This is a genomic window from Alicyclobacillus sp. SP_1 (assembly GCF_024706985.1).
Classification (GTDB): Bacteria; Bacillota; Bacilli; order Alicyclobacillales; family Alicyclobacillaceae; genus Alicyclobacillus_I.
The window spans coordinates 1-24,013 of the sequence record NZ_JAMCCX010000016.1; the positions used below are offsets into that span (position 1 = coordinate 1).

Consider the following 24,013-nt stretch of genomic DNA (forward strand, 5'->3'; position numbering starts at 1 on the left):
TCGTCACCTACCACGATACCAGGAGGTTTTTTAATCTAGCAAATCTTAAATTGCTTCATTACAGGACTGCTTAAGAACGCGAATTTTCACTTCCAATAATTGATGGCATGAAAGCCCCATCGTATAGTCGAGGTGCCAGTTCAGAGATGGATACAGGACGACGACTGGCCGAAACAAGTACGCAGAGAGGAGAGTGACTTTATGAAAAAATGGCTTGGCCTAACCACCGTAGCTTTCGCCCTTTTCGCACTCACCATGCCCATGCTGCACACGACTAGCCCGCAAGTCCACGAACCACCCGACTACTACGACGCGACGAGCGCCGCCGTCACAAACGCTCCACAAATCCACGAACCGCCTGACTACTACGACGACGTGACCACTTCCGTCCAGCAACACTAAGTCTTAACGGTAACGAGCAAGGAGCAAGACAGTCAATGGGCGTGCTGAGTTTGAACTCCGTTGTGTTGAACAGGCGGAACGTGCGTGTAAGAGCCAATTTCAAGGCCTGTGCACTCTGACTTCAGAACATCCATCATGTCGACCATACCAAGAATGTCCCCCTTCCGTTGGGGGACTATCCGCAGATAATACTCCGGGTCGATGTTTAAATTCCGCATCTGGACTAGTTTGACCTTTGCCCGTCGCAAAAACGCAGCCATCGCCTCAACCTCTTCTTCGCGGTCTGAGACCCCCGGAAATACTAGATAATTAATGGACGTATAAACGCCGTGGTCGGCTGCATAAGCCAAGGAAGCTTCAACATCAGAAACCTTATACTGACGAGGTCGATAATACGCATCATAATGCTCAGGAATGGCGCTGATGGTGGAAACCCGCATCAAATTCAACCCTGCGTCGACAATGCGCTGAATTCCGCGGGTAAACCCCGCGTTCGTATTGATGTTCACGTATCCATCGGACGTACGCTCTCGCAAAGCGCGAATGGATTTGGCAATGTCCAGAAAACGCGTTGATGGCTCACCCTCACAGCCCTGCCCAAAAGAAACAACTCCACGCGGATTCTGTTGAATATGCGCGTGCATCACCTCCACCATCTCCTCGACCGTCGGACGAAACGTCAGACGCGTCTGTGGAGCTGGGAACGGAGCACCCTCCGGTTGTTCTGAAATGCATCCGACACACGCGGCATTGCAGACATTGGATGCAGGAATCGCTCCTTCTTGACGGCCGAGAAACGTGTTTCGCGCCGTCATACAACCATACACCAAGGCACAATGGGATAAATGCGCGAAGAGGCGGTTTTCCGGAAAGGTTTGCAGGACCCGCTGAACGGCGGCTTCTACGTCCGCCTCGGAGACAGTCTCTGGGTTCCATTCATCCGATGCATCCGTCGGATGAGCCGCAACGACAAACGCATCCTTGTGCCACCCAACGGCAGTATAACCAAACAGCGGGAGGGTCTCCTCTTCTTTTGCGCGTTTACTATAGCCCGGCAAGAACAACCGGGTGTAGCCTTGCGGCAAAAGAGCTCCAACCGCATAACAGGAGGTCGGCAGGGCTTCGAGTTGCCCATCTTCAGGACGAATGCCAATAGCGCGCGTTCCTGGCAGCCAGGTGAGCGTTGCTCCTTCCGGCAGCGGAATCCATTCATGAGGTTCGACATCAGTCAGATAATCGCCAGTTCGACCGGGGGCTAGATACCGCGGATGGTCCATGACTTCCCCTGCCGCATTGGCGTAGAGAAGTTTTGGGGTTTTCACACAGTTCCCTTCCTTCTTTTGTGCCTGCTCGGCTGGCAGGGTGCACACAGCCTTATACATACATGGTCAAGCACTTCTCATGAGGGCACGGCCAAGCTACCGCCGCAAGCAACACAAGACTCTTATGGAATCTGTCGCCTGATAAAAACCACAAACTAGTCACAGTGTCGCCAATCGCTCGCGGTTTAGACGCTCGCTGGTACGGGGGCGGCAGAAGCAGGGTGAGGCGCGGATGGTGCTGGCTTTTTCTCGCGCTGCAATGACAACGAATCGAGAAACTCTGCATTGGTCTTGTAGTGGCGGAATTTGCGAAGAAACATCTCCGTGAAGTCCTGATTCTCACCCATCGACTTGCGAATGGCCCAGACTTTTTCTAATTCATCGCGAGGCATGAGCATTTCTTCACGACGAGTGCCTGACCGGCGGATGTCGAGAGCTGGGAAGACTCGTTTCTCGGACAAACGGCGGTCCAAATGCAATTCCAAATTGCCAGTACCCTTAAACTCCTCGTAGATGACATCGTCCATGCGAGAACCCGTCTCCACCAAGGCGGTGGCCAAAATGGTCAAACTGCCACCCTCCTCAACCTTCCGAGCAGCCCCAAAAAATCGCTTAGGACGGTGGAACGCTGCCGGGTCAATACCACCGGAAAGAGTTCTCCCACTCGGTGGTACCACGAGGTTGTAAGCGCGGGCTAGCCGCGTGATGCTATCCAAGAGAATGACGACATCTTGCTTGTGCTCGACCAAGCGAATCGCCCGTTCAAGGACCAGTTCCGCGACTTTGATGTGATTTTCAGGGACTTCATCAAACGTGGACGCGACCACTTCGCCACGGACGGACCGCTGCATGTCGGTGACTTCCTCAGGCCGTTCGTCAATGAGTAGAACAAACAACTGGGCATTTGGATAATTGGTTGCAATGCTGTGTGCGATTTCTTTGAGGAGCACAGTTTTGCCAGCCTTCGGCGGGGCAACGATGAGACCGCGCTGGCCGAAGCCAACCGGAGCGAATAGGTCGATAACACGCGTCGAGAGATGCTCAGGGGTTGTTTCCAACTGAATGCGCGAATTCGGGAAGAGAGGGGTTAGTGCCGGAAAGTGCAGGCGCTCTGCCGCGATTTCTGGGCTGTAGCCGTTGACCGCCTCCACGTGCAGTAATCCAAAGTATCGTTCGTTCTCCTTGGGCGCGCGAACCTTGCCCGAAACCAAGTCTCCTGTCCGCAAATCAAAGCGGCGAATTTGAGACGCGGCGACATAGATGTCTTCCGTGCTGGGCAGATATCCAATCGGCCGGAGAAATCCGAAGCCATCCTGCATAATTTCCAAAACGCCTTCCGCGAACATCAAGCCATCTTTCTCAGCCTGCGCCTTGAGAATGGCGAAAATCAGCTCGCGCTTCTTCATGTTTCCGTAGTATGGTATCTGAAATTCCTTAGCGAATTTGTAGAGCTCTGTCAATTTTTTCTCTTCTAGCTCTTTGATATCCAAGTAAGTCCCCCACATTCTTCCCGTTTGAGCATTCCACGACTCTGTATGTGCGCCTTTCTGCCCATCTGTTCCCGTACTTCGGACAGAAGGGAATGCCATCTCTTTTACCCTACGTTACAACGACCATTCTATGCACTCGTCTATGCACACGCGCATTGGCGGATTGCGGCCAGAAGCCGCTCGCTGTACTCAGTCGCCCATGGCTGGTTTCCGTGCTAGGTCATGCAGTGCGTCGACGAAGCGAACCGTGCCTGTCTTGGCACGCATGACAATCGAGTGGGTGCGCGCCTGGTTGCGTGTGAGGAAACGAACGCCGCGCAGCAGTTCGCCATCCGTAACACCCGATGCCGCAAAAATCGCGTCCTCGCCCCGGACGAGAGCGGACAATTCGAGAACCTTCCCTACATCTTCAATGCCCATCGCACGGCAGCGCGCGCGTTGTTCATCATTTTCCGGGAGAAGTCGCCCCATGAAGTCCCCGCCGAGACATTTGAGCGCCGCTGCCGCCAGCACACCTTCCGGGGCACCTCCCGCACCGAGCAACAAATCCACCCCAGTGTCGTCGAAGGCCGTGTTCAGTGCACCAGCAACATCCCCATCTTGAATCAATTTGATTCGCGCACCGGCACTGCGAACCTGCTCAATCAAATGCTCATGACGAGGTCGGTCCATGATGACCACGACGACGTCTGAAATGGACTTTTCCGTGGCCTCGGCAACAGCTACCAAGTTTTCTCGGACAGTGGCGTCCAAATGGACACGACCACGCGCCTTGGGTCCCACCGCAATCTTGTCCATATACATGTCCGGAGCATGCAACAAGGTGCCACGCGGGGCGACCGCGACCACCGCCATCGCATTCCACTGCCCTTTGGCGACAATGTTCGTGCCCTCCAGTGGGTCGACCGCAACGTCCAACTGTGGACCTGTGCCTGTCCCTAGCCGTTCGCCGATGTAAAGCATGGGGGCTTCGTCCATTTCACCTTCACCAATCACCACGGTTCCATCCATATGAACGGTGTCAAACATCATCCGCATGGCGTTGGTGGCAGCACCATCGGCCTCGTTTTTCTGTCCAAGCCCCATCCAACGGGCGCTCTTCAGTGCGGCCATTTCCGTTACTCGGACAATTTCCAAAGCCAATTCTCGTTCCATGGCGCGGAAAACACTCCTCTTGTGAAAGATGACTAGTTGCTCTGCTCCGCAACCGACAAATTCGGTTGAGATGACATGAGAGTTCCTCGGATGGCATTAGAACATTGACGCACTTTTCACAAACGAGCATGTCTCGCATGAGTGGTAGGGTGCTGCCATCTTATAGATTCCACGCCTCATGACGATAGAGCTGGACGAGACCTGTCCTTGCAAACATACGTAAACCGGGAAAGTACCAGAACTTCCGCCCCGTGGATGGTTTCCTCGCGACAAGCGAGGTTACTCACTGAATTTAGAAGAAGAGGAAGGATGAATTGATTGTTCCGAAACAAGGGGTAAAGTCCGAAGGATTCGGACTCACTCATATGCTCAGTATAGTGACAAACCCCTCAGCCTGTCAAAATGGCAAATATATCATTTTGCCGCAACCCAGACTAAAAAACAAACCGAGCACGCGACAGACGTCTTTTTAATTCCTCCATGACGACATCTTCATCTGCTTCACCATCTGCTTCATAGGTGACAGAGAAGCGGACAAAATGCCCCGCATCATCCCAAGGCACAGTTGAAATGGAGAATTCCTGGATGAGATACTCGGAAAACTCGGCGGCATTTTCAAACGATGGGCCACCTTCCGCAGCACGCGGAGCTTGCACGTACAGAAAAAACGACGCTTTCGGCTTAATGGCCGGGAAACCGCAGGACTGAAGCACGTCGACCAACTTGTTGTGGCGCCGCGAGTATTTCGCTGCCGTTTCCACCGTCCACTCTGGATGCGCCAATGCTTCGGCGGATGCAATCTGAATCGCCCGAAACTGACCCGAATCCTGATTGTCTTTCACGGTCGCGAACGCTTTGACCACTTGTTCATTGCCGGCGACAAAACCGAGACGCCAGCCCGTCATATTGAATGCTTTCGACATGGAATGAATTTCTACACCGACATCCACAGCACCGGGAACAGACAAGAACGAAAACGGTGCATGCCCATCGAAGGTGAGGGCACCGTAGGCGTTGTCGTGTACGACGAGAATGTGATGTTGGCGTGCAAAATCGACCAACTTTTCAAAGAAAGAAGGAGGTGCAACCGCTCCCGTTGGGTTGTTCGGATAGTTCAAATAGAATAACTTCGCGCGTCGGCACACTTCATCCGGAATAGAGGACAAATCCGGCAAATAGTCATTCCCCGGATAAATCGGAAGATTGTAAGCCGAACCGCCGAGCCACGTGGAGAGGGTCGCCAACACTGGATATCCTGGAACCGTCTGCAGCACCACATCCCCCGGATTGACAAACGCAAACGGAAGAGCGGCTAGTGCTGGCTTAGACCCAATGCTGTGATTGATTTGCGTCTCGGGATTCAACCCATGAACGCCGTAGACTTCAGACAGGTAGCGCGCCGCAGCCACTTTGTAAGCATGAATGCCGTTGTCCGCATAAAAGCGATTCTCCGGTTGAAGAGCGGCATGATACAGTGCGTCTGCCACCTCTTTACGAGCTGGCTCATCCGGTTCGCCCACCCCCATGTCGATGATGGTCCGCTCTGGATGAGCAGCCAGCGCTGCCGCTTTGGCTCGCTTAATCCGCTCGAATTTATAAATCACCGTATCCAATCCAAAATTGCTTCCACCAATTCGTTCTGCAAACAAGTCCCGAATCCATGCCTCTGACATGCGCTACCCCTCCCAGCTCCCTATTTTTAGTTCTGGTCAAAACTTTTCCCGCTCCGGTTACTCCTCATTGGGTGAATGCGCTTCATCCGCTACTTCTATCCCTACACGCGTCCAACCTTGGTCCACGCTCGGCTTGTGCAAAGTGCTCCACTCCATTAAATCTCGCTCAATTTCCAAGTCCGTCAACGGATGCCGAATCATGGCATCCATGACGTCTAACGAACAGACTGCACCATGCGCACCCGCGCGCGCTGCCTGCAGAACATGCAGCGGATGGCGAAGGCTCGTGGCCAGTACTTTCGTCGGAAGAGCGTAGTTGCGGTAAATACCCACCATCTCTCTCATGAGGCTCGCTCCGTCTTCTGAAATGTCCTCGTTTCGTCCGAGAAAAGGACAAATGTAGGCACATCCCGCTTGAGCCGCGAGCAAAGCTTGAGGCACCGTGTAGACGAGCGTCGCCGCCGCTTTTCCACCCCGCTGCGAAATCTCGTGGATGGCACGCAGACCCTCTGCGGTCAGAGGGACATTGAGGACGACTTTCTCGCTCACTTGCCGCAACACTTCCGCTTCCGCAACAATGCCGACCGCATCCAACTTGTTGGTGGCGGCAAAGATAGGCCCATCGACGAACTCCGCGAATACACTCACCGCTTCTTCGGTCGGAAGTCCGTGTTGATGCAACGCCAGTGGGTTCAGCGTCACCCCGCGAAGAACGCCCCAAGAGGCGACCAATTTCGCCTCTCGAATGTCGACGGAATCGAGCAAGAATTCCATGAGTGCTCCTCTCCTACGAACGCACAATGCCGAGCATCTTGCGCGCCTCGTCTGGCGTGGCCACGGGGCGCTCTAACTCGTCTGCCAAGCGCTTCATTCGCGCGACCAATTGAGCGTTGCTGTCCGCCAGAACTCCTTTGCGGTAGTAGATATTGTCTTCAAATCCCACCCGCACGTGTCCACCCATCACAATAGAGAGAGTGCCCAGCGTCAGTTGATGCCGACCCATTCCGGCAACGCTGTACGTTGCACCTTCGGGCAGCGAATCCACCAAGAATTGAAGATTTTTAGGCGTAGCTGGCAAGGCACCTGGCACTCCGAGCACAAAGTCAAAGTGATAAGGCGGCGTGACCAAGCCGAGCTTGGCTAAGTGCAAGGCATTCGCTATCATTCCTGCGTCAAAAATCTCAAATTCGGGGCGCACACCGTGACGTTGCAAGGTTTCTGCAAAACGACGCAAGTCCGATGGAGAATTCATGAAGACGTCGTCACTGAAATTAACCGTCCCACATGTCAGCGTTGCCATTTCGGGACGAAGAAAAACAGGCTGAAGGCGCTCTTCTGCCGACATTCCAACGGCGCCACCCGTAGACACTTGCACGATGGCATCTGTTCGAGAGCGAATTTCTGCAATCGCTTCGGCAAAGATGTCCTTATCTTGAGTAGGGCGTCCATCGGCGGTGCGCACGTGGAGATGGATGATACTCGCTCCTGCAGCCGCACACTCCGCCGCGGCTACGCCAATTTCTTTGGGAGTGATGGGTAGATGCGGCTGTTGTTCACGTGTCACTTCCGCACCCACCATGGCCGCTGTAATCATAAGTGGCTCCATGCTCACTCCCCCTTGGAAGACTCTTCTATGCCTTCAGAGGTTCCGCGCTGATGTCGTTGCAATGCCAACGGTACAACGCAAGTACCCGTGGCATACGTCACCACTTGCGGCGGGTCAAGCGCGCGCGCTGCCGAGGGAACGTCTGGCAAAATATTCGCTTCAACGACCTTGTAGGCTGTAAACTCCATGGCCCGCGACGTCTTTCCGACTCGGGTGATACGGCCGCGCGCCTCGATATAATCGCCAGCATATACAGGCGCCCGGAATTCTACCTTGTCATAGGCGACAAACAGACCCTCGTCGCCATCGAGGCGGATGAGCAATTCCGTCGCCACGTCGCCGAACAACCCGAGCATCCTCGCGCCGTCTACCAGTTGCCCCCCATAGTGCGCATCGTGATGGCTCATGCGCAGTCGGATGACACACTCTTCTAGACCCGCTTCCTGTTCAATCAATCGCGTCACCTCGCAGTTGTTCGTGGACTGCTTCGCGCAGTTCATCAATGTCAAATGGCTTCGTGAAATGAGAGAGTGCCCCCATTTGCATGGCCTCTTGAATCAAGTCGAGCTCCCCGTAAGCCGTCATCATAATCACTCGCGTCGTTTGATTCAACTTGCGCAAATTCCTTAAAATTTCCAAACCGTCCATGCCCGGGATTTTCATATCCAGCAAGACCAAATCGGGCGACTCCCGCTCAAAAAGTTCCAGCGCGGTGGCGCCATTTGCCGCCAAAAACGTGTGATACCCCTCTCGCTCCAACACTTCTTGCAAGAGGATTCGAATACCAAACTGGTCATCCACGACTAAAATTTTATGCGACATATTGGTTGCACTCCCTTGACTGGTCCCATTCCAGTACCACTCCACTCTGCTCGACTCCCCAGACCCCGCAAAGAACTTTATAATTGACCTGCAAATCCCTTCATTGGAGACGATGCGGACCCACGGCCGCGAGCGAGCGCCGCTCCCACAAAATCGCGAAAGAGAGGTTGAGCTCGATTGGGGCGAGACGTAAACTCCGGATGGAACTGAACGCCAACAAACCACGGGTGATTTGGCAACTCGACGATTTCCACCAAGTGCCCATCGGGAGACGTGCCCGAGATGAGCATCCCCGCTTCCTGCAGTTCGTCCCGAAATGTGTTATTAAACTCGTACCGATGACGATGCCGCTCGTGCACCAACTCCTCCACATACGCCTGGCGCGCTCTCGACCCGCCTGCCAATTGGCAAGGGTATGCCCCCAGTCGCATGGTTCCGCCTTTGTCCGCAACGTCCTTTTGGTCCTCGAGAAGGTCGATGACCGGGTGAGCCGTCGACGGGTCAAATTCACTACTGTGCGCATCGTCCCAGCCCAGCACGTGACGAGCATACTCAATGACCGCCGTCTGCATGCCGAGACAAATGCCAAAGTAGGGGATGTTGTGCTCCCGAGCGTACTGGCCCGCCACAATCTTCCCTTCGATACCGCGATCGCCAAATCCTCCTGGCACCAGAATGCCATCCACTCCAGCCAGTAAATCAGCCACGTTGTCGGAGGTCACGTCTTCGGACTGTATCCATCGAATGTCGACACTCGCATCATGCGCAAATCCACCGTGATGCAAGGCGGCCGCCACGCTCGCATACGCGTCTGGCAGCGCGACGTACTTGCCCACGACCGCTATTGTCACTTGGTGGTGCAAATTGGCCACCGCGTGCACCATCTCGCGCCACTCGGTCATATCCGGCTCCGGAGCCTGCATGCCGAGATGTTGCAGGACAATGTCGTCCAATCCCTCTTGCTGGAGCATCAGCGGCACCTCATAGAGGTTGTCCGCATCACGATTCTCAATGACCGAGTCCATGTCTGTGTCGCAGAAGAGGGCGATTTTCTTTTTGACCTCAATGGAAAGTGGGACTTCGGTGCGGCAGACGATAATATTTGGGGTGATCCCGATGGAACGAAGCTCAGCCACGCTGTGCTGCGTGGGCTTGGTCTTGACTTCACTCGCCATGCGCAGATACGGAATGAGGGTCACGTGGAGGTAGAGTGCGTTTTGCCGCCCCACTTCCCCTTTCATCTCTCGAATGGCTTCGAGAAATGGCAAGCTCTCAATGTCTCCAACTGTTCCACCAATTTCCGTAATGACGATATCTGTGTGAGGAGTTGCCGCTTGGAGGATGCGTTCCTTAATTTCTGCGGTCACGTGCGGTATGACTTGGACTGTCCCACCGAGATAGTCTCCTCGGCGTTCTTTGGTGATGACCGACCAGTACACCTTGCCACTTGTGACATTGTTGGCCTGTGTCAAGTTGATGTCGATGAACCGCTCATAATGACCGAGGTCCAAATCCGTTTCGGCACCATCTTCGGTCACAAAGACCTCTCCATGTTGATAGGGCGACATCGTGCCCGCGTCAATATTGATGTATGGATCGAACTTCTGTATGGTCACATTCAATCCTCGATTTTTCAACAGGCGCCCGAGCGATGCAGCAGTGATGCCTTTGCCCAGGCCAGATACCACTCCGCCTGTGACAAAGATGAATTTCGTGGACATGGTAGTTCCTCCCCAATGGTGATACCGCACTTGCAGTCGTTCCGTCACAACCGAGGGGCGAGCATCGTCCTTTGCCGCTCGCCCTCTCGCACAAAAAGAAGCGTTCTGGGATTTTTCCAGAACGCGCCTCTGGTGTCAGAGCCCTGAGGCAAATCAGTCCTCGTCTTCTTCTTCGTCGTCTTCCTCGTCCTCTTCGAGCAGAGGCTCTTCGGTGAATTCTTCCTCGGCATCGTCGCCATCGGCGTCTTCTAAATCGTCTTCGTCCGCCAAGTCGTCTGCAGTTTCTAAGACATCGGCAAATGCATCAACTTCTGCATCCGCGTCTTCTTCTGGCACGGCATCCTCTTCAAAGGCGTCTTCTTCATCCTCTTCGCTGAATGCATCCCCGGAACGCCGAATGAATTTTTTCCCGACCCCACTGTGACTGGTTTTATCGACTGGGTACCAACGAATCAATCCCCAGACATTTTGCCCCACACAGGTAAACCGCCCATCCACGTTAACCTCGGTGTAGAGGCGTGCGATGACATCCTGCACCTCGCTGTCGCTCATCGAGCGCAACGTCTGAATCTCCCGCATAATATCGCGGAAATAGAGTGGCTCCCGTTTGGTTTTGAGGATTTCGTACACTAATTCCACGAGCGGCATTTGCCGAATCTCGTCGCTGCTCTTTTTCAGTGCAACCGCCATTCACAACTCCTCCTCAAGGCAAAGAGGCACACCCGGCTGGCGTACCTGGAAACGGGACTGGTGAAAACGACCCAGTGACGGCTTGCCAGGGAGTCTGCCTCGGTATCCACTCACTCCAAATGTGTGGATTATATCATAAGACGGGAACAGAATCACAAGGTCATCCATGGAAATAAAACCATCAAATCGTCAGCAATTTTTTGCGGATCCCGCTCGTCACTCGCCCACACCTGCTTCCACTCCTCGCTTTCGCGCACGGAAGTGGCAAAGTGGCGGCGAAAACGCGCCACCAGCGCTCGCTCCACATCGGCCTCAAGCCGCCGTCTCCGACGTGCCTCCCAGTACCCACTCTCGCGAAGATGGTCGCGGTGGGCCTCCATGGCTGCAACCAGTGCTTCCAACCCCACCCCTTCGGCCCCACGCGTACGGACAATCGGCGGCTTCCACTCTTCTCGGTAGCTGCGCTTGTCGTGCAACATCAACTGAATTTCGCGCACCAACGCATCACTGCCGGGAAGGTCATCTTTGTTGACGACAAAGATGTCGGCAATTTCCATAATACCCGCCTTTGCGGTCTGAATGCTGTCGCCCGAGCCGGGGGTGAGCACAAGCACGACGGTGTCCGCGACAGTCAGCACATCCAATTCAGACTGTCCAACCCCCACCGTCTCGAGTAGAATCACATCGCAACCGTACGCTTCGAGGACATGAAGCATATCCTCCGTGGACGCCGCCAAACCACCGAGACCTCCGCGCGTGCCAATGCTCCGAATGAACACCCCAGGGTCGGCGCTGTGTGCCGTCATTCGAACGCGATCGCCCAAAAGCGCCCCACCCGTAAACGGACTGGACGGGTCCACCGCGAGCACACCAACGCGCAGGTCCTGCTTGCGCAGATGGCGCAGCAAGACATCGACCAACGTGCTCTTGCCCGCACCAGGCGACCCGGTCAGGCCCACCACGTGCGACCGACCTGCGAACGGATAGAGGTCGTGCAAGACCTCACGCCGCTCTGGCGACTCCCCTTCGACGACGGACAGCGCCTTTGCGACCGCCCGCACGTCACCCTGAAGAATGCGCGAAACGAGTGGATGCACCAGCTCTCTCTCCTCTATTTCAACAGATTGCGGGCGATGACCAGGCGTTGGATTTCGTTGGTCCCCTCATAAATTTGCGTGATTTTGGCATCCCGCATCATGCGCTCCACTGGATACTCGCGGATGAACCCGTACCCACCAAACACCTGCACCGCTTCGGTCGTCACCTGCATGGCGATGTCGGACGCGAACACCTTGCTCATGGCTGACGCCTGTCCGTATGGCAATCCCTCCGACTCAAGCCAAGCCGCCTGATAAGTGAGCAAGCGAGCCGCTTCGATTTTCGTCGCCATGTCCGCGAGTTTGAACTGTATCGCCTGCAGGTCGGCAATCGGTGCGCCAAACTGCTCACGCGTCTTGGCGTAATCCCGCGCCGCTTCAAATGCCCCTTGGGCAATCCCAACCGCCTGCGCGGCAATGCCGTTGCGCCCACCATCGAGCGTCATCATGGCAATCTTGAAGCCAAAGCCCTCCTCGCCGAGGCGATTCTCGACCGGCACGCGGCAGTCCTCAAAAATGAGTTCGACCGTGGTCGACCCACGGATGCCCATTTTCTTCTCATGCTTGCCAATGCGAAATCCCGGCATTCCTTTCTCCACAATAAACGCCGTCACCCCGCGCGTCTTCTTGCTGCGGTCGGTCGCCGCAAAGACGACATACGTCTCGGCTGCGTCACCGTTGGTGATGAACACTTTATTGCCACTGAGCACATAGCTGTCCCCGTCTAGGCGAGCGGTCGTGCGCATACCTCCCGCGTCCGATCCGCTACCGGGCTCGGTCAACCCATACGCCCCGAGGGTTTTACCTTCGGCCATCGGCTTCAAGTACTTCTGCTTTTGCGCCTCGGTTCCAAATTTGTAAAGCGGCCAGCCAGCCAAGCTCGTGTGAGCCGACAGCACCACGCCCGTCGACGCACAAACGCGAGACAGTTCCTCCACCGCAATCACATAGCCGAGAAAGTCCATACCCGCTCCGCCGTATTCCTCCGGCCAAGGAATGCCGGTTATACCGAGTTCGCCCATCTTGTCAAAAAGACTGCGGTCAAAGTACTCTTTCTCATCGCGATCCGCCGCTCCCGGCGCCACTTCTTTCTCCGCAAACGACCTCACCAACTCGCGCAGTTGCTGATGCTCTTTATCCAATGTGAATTTCACAGAAAATCCGCTCCCTTAGTCAATTCGCACGTCTGCAAGCTTAGCCTGTACAATCATCAACCATGGCCCAGAGGCCGGTCAACGACGGTCGGTTCTGACCGTTAAATGTGTCTGGAAATGACAATCCGCTGAATTTGATTGCTACCTTCATAAATTTGTGTGACTTTCGCGTCGCGCATGAATCGCTCCACATGATAATCCGCCATGTACCCGTATCCACCAAACAACTGCACAGCATCCGTCGTAATCTGCATCGCCGCATCCGATGCGAACAATTTGGCCATCGATGCCTCTTTGGCGCATGGCAGGTCACGCATCTTCCGAAATGCCGCGTTATAAATCAGCCAGTGCGAGGCTTCAATCTTCGTCGCCATGTCAGCGAGCGTGAACTGAACCGACTGAAACTGGAAGAGATCTTTGCCAAACTGCCTGCGATTGCGCACATAGCGATTGGCCGCATCAAACGCCGCGCGCATAATCCCCTGCGCCTGCGCCGCGATACCAATACGCCCCGTGTCAAGCATGCGCATGGCGATGGTAAAGCCTTCTCCTTCAGCGCCCAGTCGATTGTCCATGGGGATGCGCGCGTCCTCAAACAGCAGTTCTGCGGTCGACGACCCATGCAGCCCCATTTTCCGCTCCTTGCGGCCAATTTGAAAGCCTGGCGTATCGCGATCCACCAAAAAGGCAGTCACCCCATGACTTCCTTCGGCTGGATTGGTGACGGCGAACACGCAGTAGACATCGGCCTCACCACCGTTTGTGATGAACACTTTGCTCCCGTTCAACACGTACGTGTCTCCGTCCCGGACGGCGCGCGTGCGAATGGACGATGCGTCCGATCCAGCCCCGGGCTCGGTCAATGCAAACGCTCCGAGGAACTCGCCGCTGGCGAGTTTGGGCACATACTTGCGTTTTTGCTCCTCACTGCCAAAGTAGAGGATGGGGAACGTGCCGACCGACGTGTGCACGGCAAGTACCACCCCGAGGGCCGCTGAAGCGTAGGAAATTTCTTCAATGGCGAGAATGTACGACACGAAATCTGCGCCTACGCCACCCCACGCCTCCGGGATGGGTAAACCGAGAATGCCAAGTTTGGCCATCTCCTTCACGATATCGCGCGGAAATTCGTCCCGCTCATCAATCTCGGCGGCGCGTGGGACAATCACGTCCCGGGCAAACTGCCGCACCAACTGCTGCATATCGCGCTGTTCCGCTGTGAATTCGAAGTCCATCGGTCTCGCTCACTCTCCTCGGAACTCGGGTTTACGCCGCTCGACAAAAGCACGCATGCCTTCCTGCCTGTCGGCGGTTGAAAAGGCAAGACCAAACAAGGCCGCCTCGTGAGCCGCACCATGCCTTAAATCCATGGAATCCCCTTCATAGACGGCTCGTTTGACCAGAGCCAACGCCGATTTTGGCAACGCGCCGAACTTTTCAGCGAGCGTTCGCCCTGCCGCCTCCAGCTCCGCTTCCGGCACAACTTGTGTCACGAGCCCGTAAGATAGTGCTGTCGCCGCGTCAATCGTATCGCCCGTGAGCAGCAGGTGCAGTGCCCGCCCTTGGCCAATCAAGCGGGGCAGGCGCTGACTGCCAGCAAAGCCGGGGAGAACGCCAATCGTCACTTCCGGTTGTCCAAACTTCGCTCCTTCTGCGGCAATTCGCAGGTCACACGCCATAGCGAGTTCCAATCCACCGCCGAGCGCATAGCCTTGAATCAGTGCGATGGTCGGTTGCGGCAAGGCCTCGAATTCGGCAAATACGTCTTGGCCTTGGCGCGAGAAGTACTCAGCCTCTGTAACGCGCAAATCGACCATCTCCGCAATGTCCGCTCCGGCCGCAAAAGCCCGCCCTTCACCACGGAGGATGACGGTTCTGATATCCGGATGGCTGGAGATGACCGCGAGATGCTCGTGTAATTCCTCCATCACGCGGTGGTTCAATGCGTTCAGTTGCTTCGCGCGCGTCAGAGTCAACCAGCCAATAGGGCCTTCCACGTTCAGTGTTGTGAATTGAAAATCCGTCATGCGAATCCTCCTCTAACTCCCTGCTTCTAGCTCCCTGCTTCTCAGATTCTCTCGAAAAAGGTGGGCAGATTCACTCGTAGACATAAAAGCCGCGACCGGATTTCTTGCCGAGCCAACCCGCTTTCACATATTTGCGCAGGAGCGGACAGGGGCGATACTTGCTGTCACGAAATCCTTCGTACAACACTTCCATGATGGCCAAGCACGTGTCGAGTCCGATGAAGTCCGCCAAGGTCAGCGGACCCATGGGATGGTTCATGCCCAGTTTCATGACCTCATCAATCGCTTCCGGGGTGGCTACTCCTTCGTAGACACAATAGATAGCTTCGTTAATCATCGGCAGCAAGATGCGATTCGACACAAAGCCAGGAAAATCTTGCACTTCGACCGCTGTCTTGCCCATCTTTTCGGCCAGTGCATGAACGGTCTGATAGACTTCATCGCTGGTAGCGAGTCCGCGGATGACCTCGACCAGCTTCATCACAGGCACCGGATTCATGAAATGCATCCCGATGACATCATTTGGCCGCTTGGTCACGGCAGCAATTTCTGTAATCGGCAAAGACGACGTATTCGAAGCGAGAATTCCGCCTTCCGGAAGTGCCTCGTCCAGTTGGCGGAAAATATTGCGCTTAATCTCCATGTTCTCGGTGGCCGCTTCAATCGCCATATCTACTCGCTTCGCGTCCGCGAGTGTTGTGGATGTGCGAATGCGGGCGAGAATCTCGTTCGCTTCGGCTTCCGTCTTTTTGCCCTTCTCCACGTTGCGCGCGAGGTTCGTGCGAATGACGCGAAGTCCGCGCTCCACGAAGTCCTCCTGAATATCATTCAAAAGGACGTCAAGCCCCGCTTCTGCTGCCACCTGGGCAATGCCACTGCCCATTTGACCCGCACCGACGACCATCACCGACTGTATCTGTTTCACCCAGCATCCCGCTCCTTCCGACCAACCCTTCGGCGGTCGATGATTCTGCAAAACCATTCATGACCATTCATAGACGCACCTACTCGCACGCACGAGGAACGAACTCAAGCTGGCACTTCCACCAGAACGGCATCGCCCTGCGCCGCGCCGCTGCAGATGGCGGCAATGCCGAGACCGCCTCCGCGCCGCCGCAATTCATAGATGAGCGTAGTCAAAATCCGAGCCCCACTCGCACCAATCGGATGCCCCAGAGCAACGGCGCCACCATTGACATTGACACGTTCTAAATCAAGGTTCAACCGCTGTGCTGTCGTCAAAGCCACGGCCGCAAATGCTTCGTTCACTTCAAACAGGTCGATATCCGACACGGTGTGCCCCGTCTGTGCCAGCAACTTTTGGATGGCTAAAGAAGGCGTCAGCGCAATGTACTTCGCTTCCGCTCCAACTTGGGCTGTGCCACGAAGATAGGCGAGTGGCACCTTGCCTTCTGCCACACTGCGGCTCTCGGCCATGACAACCAACGCGGCTGATCCGTCATTGACACCGGGCGCATTTCCGGCTGTCACCGTGCCGTCTTTCGCAAACACGGGAGAAAGTCTAGCCAGTTGCTCCAGCGAAGTGTCCCGGCGCGGTCCTTCGTCCACCGCTACGAGCGTATCGCCCTTACGCGTGGCAACCGTCACTGGCACAATCTCGTCCGCCATCCGCCCGGAGTCAATAGCCGATACAGCACGGCGATGACTTAGGACGGAAAATTCATCTTGTGCTTCCCGGGTAATCCCGTATTCCGCGGCGACCTCACTACCCAATACGGCCATATGGACATTGTGGAACGCGCATGTCAGTCCATCATGAACCATCAGGTCGACGAGTGCAGCATCGCCCATGCGCTGTCCCGTACGAGCGGTCGGTAGAGCATAAGGGGCATTCGACATACTTTCCATGCCTCCCGCAACGATGGCCGTCGCCTCACCGGCGCGTATCATTGCCCGGGCCAACGTCACCGCCCGCAACCCGGACGCGCAGACTTTGTTGATGGTGAGACTGGGTGTCTCCCAAGGTATTCCCGCCAACCGCGCCGCTTGACGGGCAGGAATCTGACCTGTTCCCGCTTGCAGCACCATGCCCATCATGACTTCATCGATGTCTCCCGGCTCCATGTTGGCCCGCTGCAGCGCCTCTGCAATAGCCACACCACCCAGTTGAACCGCTTTCATTGGGGCCAGCCCACCTTGAAATTTTCCGAACGGCGTGCGCGCCGCGCTGACAATCACTGCATCCTCCATGACTGCGACACTCCTCTCCTATGATAACAAAGTTCGAATCGCAAAGTTCACCGCTCAATCATCGCAGCAAAGAAGGGCTGAAACAGCCCTTCTTTGCTCCTCAAAGATGCGAAACTCCCCGGTTACACGCTACAACGAAACCTTTAGGCAATCGATTGAGACAACAACTCAATGACGTCAAACGTCTCAAGACGCTCTTCGGCACCATTCGCCTTCGTGCCGTCAATCAACATCGTCATGCAGTACGGACAAGCCGTTCCTACAATCTCGGCGCCGGTCTGCAGCGCCTGCTCGGCGCGCATCACGTTGATGCGAGCTGCGCCGCCTTCTTCCTTGAACATCCCGCCGCCGCCAGCGCCGCAACACATGCTCTTGTTGCGGCTGCGCTCCATCTCCACCAAACGCACGCCAGGTATGGATTCCAGGATGAACCGCGGCGGATCGTACACATCATTATACCGCCCCAGATAGCAGGAGTCATGATAGGTGATGGTCTTCTCAATGCGCTTTTGCGGCTTCAGCTTGCCTTCAGAAATAAGCTTAGCGGCAAATTGAGTGCTGTGGTAGACCTCTGCGGTAAAGCCGAAATCCGGGTATTCGTTTTTGAACGTATTAAAGGCGTGCGGGTCTGTCGTGATGATTTTTTTCACGCCGTACTCTTGAAACACCTCAATGTTTTTCTGCACAAATTCCTGATAGAGAAATTCATTTCCCAGTCTCCGCGCTGAGTCGCCATCGCTCTCCTCTTCTGTGCCGAGAATGGCAAAATCCACACCCGCGGCAAGCAGAACTTTGGCGAAGGCTTGAGCAATTTTCTGACTGCGCTGATCGTAAGACGCAGCAGTTCCCACAAAGTACAGATACTCCACTTTGCCCTCGACTTCAGCCATCGTGCGCACTGGTAAATCGCCTACCCAGGCTGCGCGCTCGCGGCGATGGATACCCCACTCGTTCGACTGCCGCTCCAAATTACTAAAGACTTTCGTAACTTCCGGTGAAGTCTTACCTTCCGTGAGAACAAGATGCCGACGCAGGTCGATGATGTCCTGCACGTGTTCATTCGCTACCGGACAAGCCTCTTCACAGGCTCGGCAGGTAGTACACGCCCACACCTCATCCTCCGTGAATACGCCCTCAAAGACTGGAGCGGACGTGATGTTCTCGGCGCCGGCTGCCATCTGCGCGAGCATACCCGGTCCCTCAGCCACGATGGCTTCCTTCATCTTCAAAATCAAGTGTTTTGGGGACAAGGATTTTCCTGACAAGGTCGCAGGACAACTGACATGACAACGACCGCACTCGGTACAAGCGTAGCCGTCCAACAACTGTTTCCACGTAAACTGTTGAATTTGACCCACGCCAAACTCTTCAATGGACTCGTCCTCCAAGTCCAGCTTCCGAAGCTTGCCAACTGGCTCATAGCGGCGGAAATACCAGTTGAACATAGCTCCAATCATGTGCACGTGCTTGGAGCGCGGAATGAAATAAAGGAACGTCGAGATAGCCAAAATGTGAATCCAAAAGCAAATATCACTGATGGCGAGGAGCCCTGGTTTAGAGACATTGTGAAACCAGCGAGCAATCAGGGAAACAATCGGCGAATACCAACCTCCTGTGCTGCCTGCGTAGGCCATATCCGCACCTGTGGCGAAAAAGTAGGTCAGGACGATGGTGCCAATCAAACCAAGAATCAGTCCCGCCTCAAACGTTTGCTCTACGCGCATGGGTTTTAGGATGTAGCGGCGAATCAGCCCAACTACAATCGCAACCAACACAAACCAGGAGAACATCTCCTCAATGAACAGGTAGACTGGCGAAGTAGCCCAAGGAAAACTCCAATGGAACAAGTGAAACGAGATAAAATCGAGATCTCCAAAAACGAGAAATAAAAATCCCCAGAAGATAAAGAAGTGCCCAAGCCCCGATGGTTCGGCCAAGACTTTTCGCTGGCCCAACACATTCACGACGAAGCTACGAAAGCGTTTGCCCGGGTTTTCAAAACGGGTAGGGTCTGGTGCGGCCAACTTCAAAAACCGGTACCGCTCAAAGACGGCCGAAAAGAATAGGTAGAGCGCCGTCCCAAACACGAGAACAAATGCGATATCCTGAATGATGTAACCCATGAATGCGCCCTCCTTGCAGGATGCCCTGAAATAATACATGCCCTGACAGTATACCGAACACGCCGCCGAGAATGATAGTCATCATGATGGACAATCGTGATTCGTCCAATGACAGCCATTTCGTTGACGGCCATTTCGTTGATGGCCATTCTGGTGCGGCAAGAGACATGAGACGTCGATGGCGTAGGTTCATTATACCTACCGACCGTTCGGTCTGTATAGAAGCAATTGTGACAAGTTGTCAAAGAAATGGAGACCCGTGATGTTGGCACGTCAACCGCTGCGGGTAGCCGTAAGGTTCAATCCGATGACGCCGAAGATCATCAAGGCGAGCGAAACTACCTTGACCGAAATCAGTGCGAATACGGCGCCTCACCAACTGCGGCCGCGGAGGTTGCTCGGAGCTTTCGTCAACTCAGGGAACTCCGGCTTGAACCCGCGACGAATGTATCCTAGAATCACCGCCAACAGCGGCATGACCACGAGTAACAACCATCCGCTCGGAACCAGAAAAGTACGGAGATGCAAAAATGCGACTTCCTCATTGGGGTAAAGTACGGCGACGGTTGCAATAGCGGCGGCTACGGGAAACAGAAACAAGTAATTCTTTTGTTCTGGCTGCCGGCAGACTCTCGTCAAGAGGGTTGCTAGGCCCCAGATGTGATTGCTGAGAAAGACCGTTGTGAACGTGGTTGCAAAAATGACCACAAAAATCCCAAACCGTTCAATAATCCACCCGCGTAAACGCATGAGTTGAAGGATGACTTGAATCGGAAAGCCGAGGTCCTGCATGGCACGTACGCCAAAAAGCAACTGTACTGCCGCAAAGATAATCCACATGACCACGCCGCCAATCATGACGGCAATCAAAGGATACCACCAGCGGCGTGGGGCTGTTGTATAAAATGGGCTGAGCATTCCCGTGATGTTAAAGCCCATAAACAGCGGGATGAGCATGTAAATGCCTTTGCCAACTGAAGACAAGTGATACACACGATGGACAAACCAGTGATGTGGAGACTGAAAAATAATAAAAACAAATGTAAAGACGACAAAGATTGCCGTCAGCGGATAGACCACGCTCGCGGTGCGCGCCAGAGTCTCCACTCCCTTATATGCACCAAACGAAGCGACCACGACCATCCCGAGGAGCATCGCAAGTCGAGGGGTATTCGGAAAGTACATCCGCAACGTATAGGCGAATAAAGTGAGACTGAGGCTGACGAACCAAATATAAAGTAAGAGTGTGGTGGCTGCAACAACCCAACCAACGGCTTTACCAAACGCCGCCATCAACAAATCTGCCCCCGCGACATCCGGAAACAGGCGGTTGGTCTCCGCATGAAGCCATCCAATCACCATGCCGACCGGAAGCAACAGCAGGACAGACCACTGCGCATCAAACCCGGCCGCGTCTACCGCAATTCGAGGAAACACCCAGAAATAGAGCGGCAAGAAACTGGACGCGATAAAGCAAGTGACTTGAAAACCGGACAAAACGATGGGAGTGATTTGAGACGTGTTTGAACGAGAAGTCATACCAACGTCCCTTTCTGCGTAATTTTCACGCGCACTCGAATATCCCTTTTGGCCTTCTCGTACAAGATGGGCCATTTCACGCGAATCAACCCCTCCAACTCCGGATGGTCATCTACTAGCCATTCACCAAATCCATAGGGGTCCGAACCAATCCTTTGAGTTTGCTCCATGGTGTCCGCAAGTTGTTGTTGAAAATAGGCACTTGCTGTATTTTGAAGTCTAGCAAGGTCTGCGGCTGTTAAACTTTCTTCCCGTCCCCCAGGACTTCGGTCGAGTTTGCCTTTGATTTCGACGCGCGCGTGCAGCGTGGCCTGTCCGCCTTTCAGGGTGGTCCAATGTCTCCCGCTTGTCGCGATATTCCCTAAAATGAACGAATGCGGTTTGGAGGGGATGGGAACGCCGACATGGTTGACGCCGATGGTCAGCATATTGAAGTACAGGGACTCACTCGGTGGAATTTGTAGTTTAGGCACACCAAAGCGGTACAGCATCATCCCACCAATGCGGTAGCCGTTCGGTACTTTGTGCACGACTTCAGTGTGGGCGTCGATGCCTGGCGTGCGCAGGTCACGCCAAAACTGCCATAGGTGGACGCGAGGCGAATAGGCAACTTGCCGCATGGTCCCGCCGAGCCAATGCTCCATCTCATCGGCAGGCGCTTTGTCTCCGTCTCCACCTTGAAACATCTCGTAGGCAGGGCAGGTCGTCACTGCAAAGAAGGCCTCTTTATCGAGCGCCGGGATGCGCATGCATTCAGCTACGAGCGTCCGAACTGCCTCCCGACCAAGTTTCTCCGGAACGAGGATGATTTCCACGTCACTCAAATAAAACATCTTGTCATTTTCCAATTGCACTTTGGACAAAGCATCGATAAGCCCATCCGCCTCCGTCGTGTAATTTTGGAATTTCGGACTGCGCCCTGCATCGGATGGACCGGATCCAGCTTGGCTCGGCTCACTCGTGTCTCCGCTCCCAAATTTGGGGATTTGGAAAGTGTAGCGAAAGCGGTCGGCGGAGCCTGCAGCGGGATCGACCGCAATGCCAATGACCTGTGCCCGCTCATTGATTTTCTCGTAATCCCAACAACCAGGAAGAGTGAGGACGAGCAAGGTGCAACCGACCAGTTGGAGGCAACGAAGAAGCTTTTGTTTCATGAAGAGGAGCCTCGGCGCCGCCGCTGCCTTCGGCTTTTCTCCAATTGTGGATACGGGTCTGGCAGTGGGCTACTTTGTTCGCCATTGGCGTCCAGTGGATGCAGATAACTGGCCCGTCGCTTGGCAAAGATGACCGGGATGCGGATGATGCCGTCAATGAACGCATCGCGCAAATTTTCGCCGTTGTACGGTGCCATGTAAGACACGCCAAACGACTTGAGCGAGGCGATTTCGTACAGATAGATAATCGTCACGAGCACAATCCCATACAGTCCGAAAACGGTGGCGCCGAGAATCATCGGCCACGACATAAGTCGAATGGTGGTCGAAAATTCGTAACTAGGAGTGACAAAGACGCTAATGGCAGACAGAGCGATAACGACAATCAAAATATTGCTGACTATTCCCGCTTGAACGGTGGCTTCGCCGACCACCAGACCGCCGACAATGCCGAGGGTCTGACCCATTTGTTTGGGCATTCGAAGCGTCGCTTCGCGCAAAATCTCGACAAATATCTCCATCGTCACAACTTCAACGACAGCTGGAAACGGCACCGACTCGCGAGATTTGGCAATTTGAAAGCCGAGCAACTTAGGCAGTAATTCTGGATTGAAATCGACAAATGCAATGTAGAGGGAAGGCAAGTACAAGGCAAAAACAAACGCAATGATGCGCAGAAAGCGAATGAATGTCGCCTCCCACGTAGTGTGGGCATAGTCCTCTTCCGTCTGAAAGAAGTCGTGGATGGTGGATGGGAACAACATGGAGGTCGGGTCTCCATCCACCATCAGCACGACTTTCCCTTGATTGACTTCTCGGATGACATTGTCCACGCGGGTGCTGGTTCGCGTCAGCGGAAACAGCGTCCATGTGTCTCCAACAATCCGATTTTCGACCGCAGAGCCTTGACTGATAAGGTCGATGTTGATGGATTGGAGGCGGTCGGACATGGTTTGGATGAGCGTCGGATTCGCCACATCTTCTAAGTAAATGACGGCCACATCCCGCTGCGACCGTGTGCCGAGCGTCACCCGGCGAACGCGAAGTTGACCGTTTGACAGCAGTTCGCGAACCAGCGCAATGTTCAGGTCGAGCGACTCCACAAAGCTGATTTGCGAGCCCCGCGACGAACTCTCCATCATTGGGGGCTCCGGGGAGCGATGCTCGACACTTTTGGCCGGAAAGGCAATGACATCAGGACAGCCTTCGATGGCAATGACGACATATCCTTTGAGGAGAGCCATCTCCACATCTTGCAAGTCGTGCATGGACATAGCTTCAGACACAGACAAGACCCGTTCCACCAGATAGTCGGTCATTTGGCGCAAGCTCTTGCGTGGATAGGCGTGCTGTTGGAGCTGCAATATATTGCGCTCGAGAAGCGGTTTGTCGATAAGCGTACGGAGAAAATAGCAGGCCGCCCGGTACCGGCCAATGACGAGTTTGCGCTCGACAAAGTCGGCATCACTGCCTAGGCGGGACTGCAACCAGTCACTAGAGACCTGTAGATGACCGTTCAACTTGGGTACACGCGCACTCTTCAGCAAGTCTGCTTTCGTGGCTGCGCGTCCTTTCTCTGTACCTCGGCTCTGCAAAGCAGACGGATTGTTCTCCCCCCGCCAGTGGTCGTTTCGCGCATCGCGCGCTTCAGACGAACCGCTCCTCTGACCAGGTTGAGCCGAATCACCTTTCGACTCATCGCGACTCGAGACCGGATGGGTCGGTCGTGTCTTTCTGGTCTTGCTCGACGAAAAGAACTTTGGCATATAAACTCATCCTATCCAAAATGCAGATGAGCTTAGAATGCACGTCCTTGGTCGATTCATG

At 54.7% G+C, this 24,013-nt stretch carries 21 protein-coding genes; 1 reads left to right on the top strand and 20 read right to left on the bottom strand.

Annotation, left to right across the window (positions count from 1 at the left end; all coding sequences use genetic code 11):
• Positions 1 to 201: 201 nt before the first annotated feature.
• Positions 202 to 402: a hypothetical protein gene (locus tag M4I36_RS03995; protein WP_258110407.1), complete on the top strand. Its 201-nt coding sequence runs from the start codon at positions 202 to 204 to the stop codon at positions 400 to 402.
• Between the two features lie 32 nt (positions 403 to 434).
• On the opposite strand, the gene M4I36_RS04000 is transcribed toward M4I36_RS03995, so the two are convergent.
• The 20 genes from M4I36_RS04000 to M4I36_RS04095 form a co-directional block, all read right to left on the bottom strand.
• Entirely contained in the window at positions 435 to 1,724 is a 1,290-nt protein-coding gene (locus tag M4I36_RS04000; RefSeq protein WP_374985406.1) for a radical SAM family protein, read from the bottom strand.
• Positions 1,725 to 1,909: 185 nt separating this feature from the next.
• Positions 1,910 to 3,229, bottom strand: a complete 1,320-nt coding sequence (rho, locus tag M4I36_RS04005; protein WP_258110464.1) for a transcription termination factor Rho — start codon at positions 3,227 to 3,229, stop codon at positions 1,910 to 1,912.
• Positions 3,230 to 3,403: 174 nt separating this feature from the next.
• Positions 3,404 to 4,369 (bottom strand): class II fructose-bisphosphatase, encoded by a 966-nt coding sequence (gene glpX, locus M4I36_RS04010; RefSeq protein ID WP_258110408.1) that lies wholly within the window; start codon positions 4,367 to 4,369, stop codon positions 3,404 to 3,406.
• 434 nt (positions 4,370 to 4,803) lie between these two features.
• A complete protein-coding gene (locus M4I36_RS04015) occupies positions 4,804 to 6,042 on the bottom strand; it encodes an LL-diaminopimelate aminotransferase (RefSeq protein WP_258110409.1) in 1,239 nt (412 codons plus the stop codon).
• A gap of 57 nt (positions 6,043 to 6,099) precedes the next feature.
• Positions 6,100 to 6,816, bottom strand: coding sequence for a transaldolase family protein (locus tag M4I36_RS04020; RefSeq protein ID WP_258110410.1), 717 nt, complete (start codon positions 6,814 to 6,816; stop codon positions 6,100 to 6,102).
• Positions 6,817 to 6,829: 13 nt separating this feature from the next.
• Complete coding sequence (kce, locus tag M4I36_RS04025) at positions 6,830 to 7,648, bottom strand: 3-keto-5-aminohexanoate cleavage enzyme (RefSeq protein WP_258110411.1); 819 nt, start codon at positions 7,646 to 7,648, stop codon at positions 6,830 to 6,832.
• 2 nt (positions 7,649 to 7,650) lie between these two features.
• Positions 7,651 to 8,103 carry a 3-aminobutyryl-CoA ammonia lyase gene (gene kal / locus M4I36_RS04030; protein ID WP_258110412.1) on the bottom strand — a complete coding sequence of 151 codons (453 nt, stop codon included), beginning with the start codon at positions 8,101 to 8,103 and terminating at the stop codon, positions 7,651 to 7,653.
• Positions 8,096 to 8,470: a response regulator gene (locus tag M4I36_RS04035; RefSeq protein WP_258110465.1), complete on the bottom strand. Its 375-nt coding sequence runs from the start codon at positions 8,468 to 8,470 to the stop codon at positions 8,096 to 8,098. Before M4I36_RS04035 ends, kal begins: the two co-directional genes overlap by 8 nt.
• Positions 8,471 to 8,547: 77 nt before the next feature.
• Complete coding sequence (locus M4I36_RS04040) at positions 8,548 to 10,191, bottom strand: CTP synthase (RefSeq protein WP_258110413.1); 1,644 nt, start codon at positions 10,189 to 10,191, stop codon at positions 8,548 to 8,550.
• 153 nt (positions 10,192 to 10,344) lie between these two features.
• Positions 10,345 to 10,881, bottom strand: coding sequence for a DNA-directed RNA polymerase subunit delta (gene rpoE / locus M4I36_RS04045; RefSeq protein WP_258110414.1), 537 nt, complete (start codon positions 10,879 to 10,881; stop codon positions 10,345 to 10,347).
• A 152-nt stretch (positions 10,882 to 11,033) separates the two neighbouring features.
• On the bottom strand, positions 11,034 to 11,978 hold the full coding sequence (gene meaB, locus M4I36_RS04050; protein WP_258110415.1) for a methylmalonyl Co-A mutase-associated GTPase MeaB: 945 nt from the start codon (positions 11,976 to 11,978) through the stop codon (positions 11,034 to 11,036).
• 14 nt (positions 11,979 to 11,992) lie between these two features.
• Entirely contained in the window at positions 11,993 to 13,132 is a 1,140-nt protein-coding gene (locus M4I36_RS04055; RefSeq protein WP_258110416.1) for an acyl-CoA dehydrogenase, read from the bottom strand.
• Between the two features lie 101 nt (positions 13,133 to 13,233).
• Positions 13,234 to 14,367 (bottom strand): acyl-CoA dehydrogenase, encoded by a 1,134-nt coding sequence (locus M4I36_RS04060; RefSeq protein WP_258110417.1) that lies wholly within the window; start codon positions 14,365 to 14,367, stop codon positions 13,234 to 13,236.
• A gap of 9 nt (positions 14,368 to 14,376) precedes the next feature.
• Positions 14,377 to 15,159 carry an enoyl-CoA hydratase/isomerase family protein gene (locus M4I36_RS04065; RefSeq protein WP_258110418.1) on the bottom strand — a complete coding sequence of 261 codons (783 nt, stop codon included), beginning with the start codon at positions 15,157 to 15,159 and terminating at the stop codon, positions 14,377 to 14,379.
• Positions 15,160 to 15,229: 70 nt separating this feature from the next.
• Positions 15,230 to 16,084 (bottom strand): 3-hydroxybutyryl-CoA dehydrogenase, encoded by an 855-nt coding sequence (locus M4I36_RS04070; protein ID WP_258110419.1) that lies wholly within the window; start codon positions 16,082 to 16,084, stop codon positions 15,230 to 15,232.
• Between the two features lie 104 nt (positions 16,085 to 16,188).
• Positions 16,189 to 17,370: an acetyl-CoA C-acetyltransferase gene (locus M4I36_RS04075; RefSeq protein ID WP_258110420.1), complete on the bottom strand. Its 1,182-nt coding sequence runs from the start codon at positions 17,368 to 17,370 to the stop codon at positions 16,189 to 16,191.
• A gap of 143 nt (positions 17,371 to 17,513) precedes the next feature.
• Complete coding sequence (locus M4I36_RS04080) at positions 17,514 to 19,493, bottom strand: heterodisulfide reductase-related iron-sulfur binding cluster (RefSeq protein ID WP_258110421.1); 1,980 nt, start codon at positions 19,491 to 19,493, stop codon at positions 17,514 to 17,516.
• A 372-nt stretch (positions 19,494 to 19,865) separates the two neighbouring features.
• Complete coding sequence (locus tag M4I36_RS04085; protein WP_258110422.1) at positions 19,866 to 21,032, bottom strand: GerAB/ArcD/ProY family transporter; 1,167 nt, start codon at positions 21,030 to 21,032, stop codon at positions 19,866 to 19,868.
• Positions 21,029 to 22,186 (bottom strand): Ger(x)C family spore germination protein, encoded by a 1,158-nt coding sequence (locus M4I36_RS04090; protein WP_258110423.1) that lies wholly within the window; start codon positions 22,184 to 22,186, stop codon positions 21,029 to 21,031. Before M4I36_RS04090 ends, M4I36_RS04085 begins: the two co-directional genes overlap by 4 nt.
• Positions 22,183 to 23,952 carry a spore germination protein gene (locus tag M4I36_RS04095; RefSeq protein ID WP_258110424.1) on the bottom strand — a complete coding sequence of 590 codons (1,770 nt, stop codon included), beginning with the start codon at positions 23,950 to 23,952 and terminating at the stop codon, positions 22,183 to 22,185. The genes M4I36_RS04090 and M4I36_RS04095 overlap by 4 nt, the downstream gene beginning before the upstream one ends.
• Between the last annotated feature and the right edge of the window lie 61 nt (positions 23,953 to 24,013).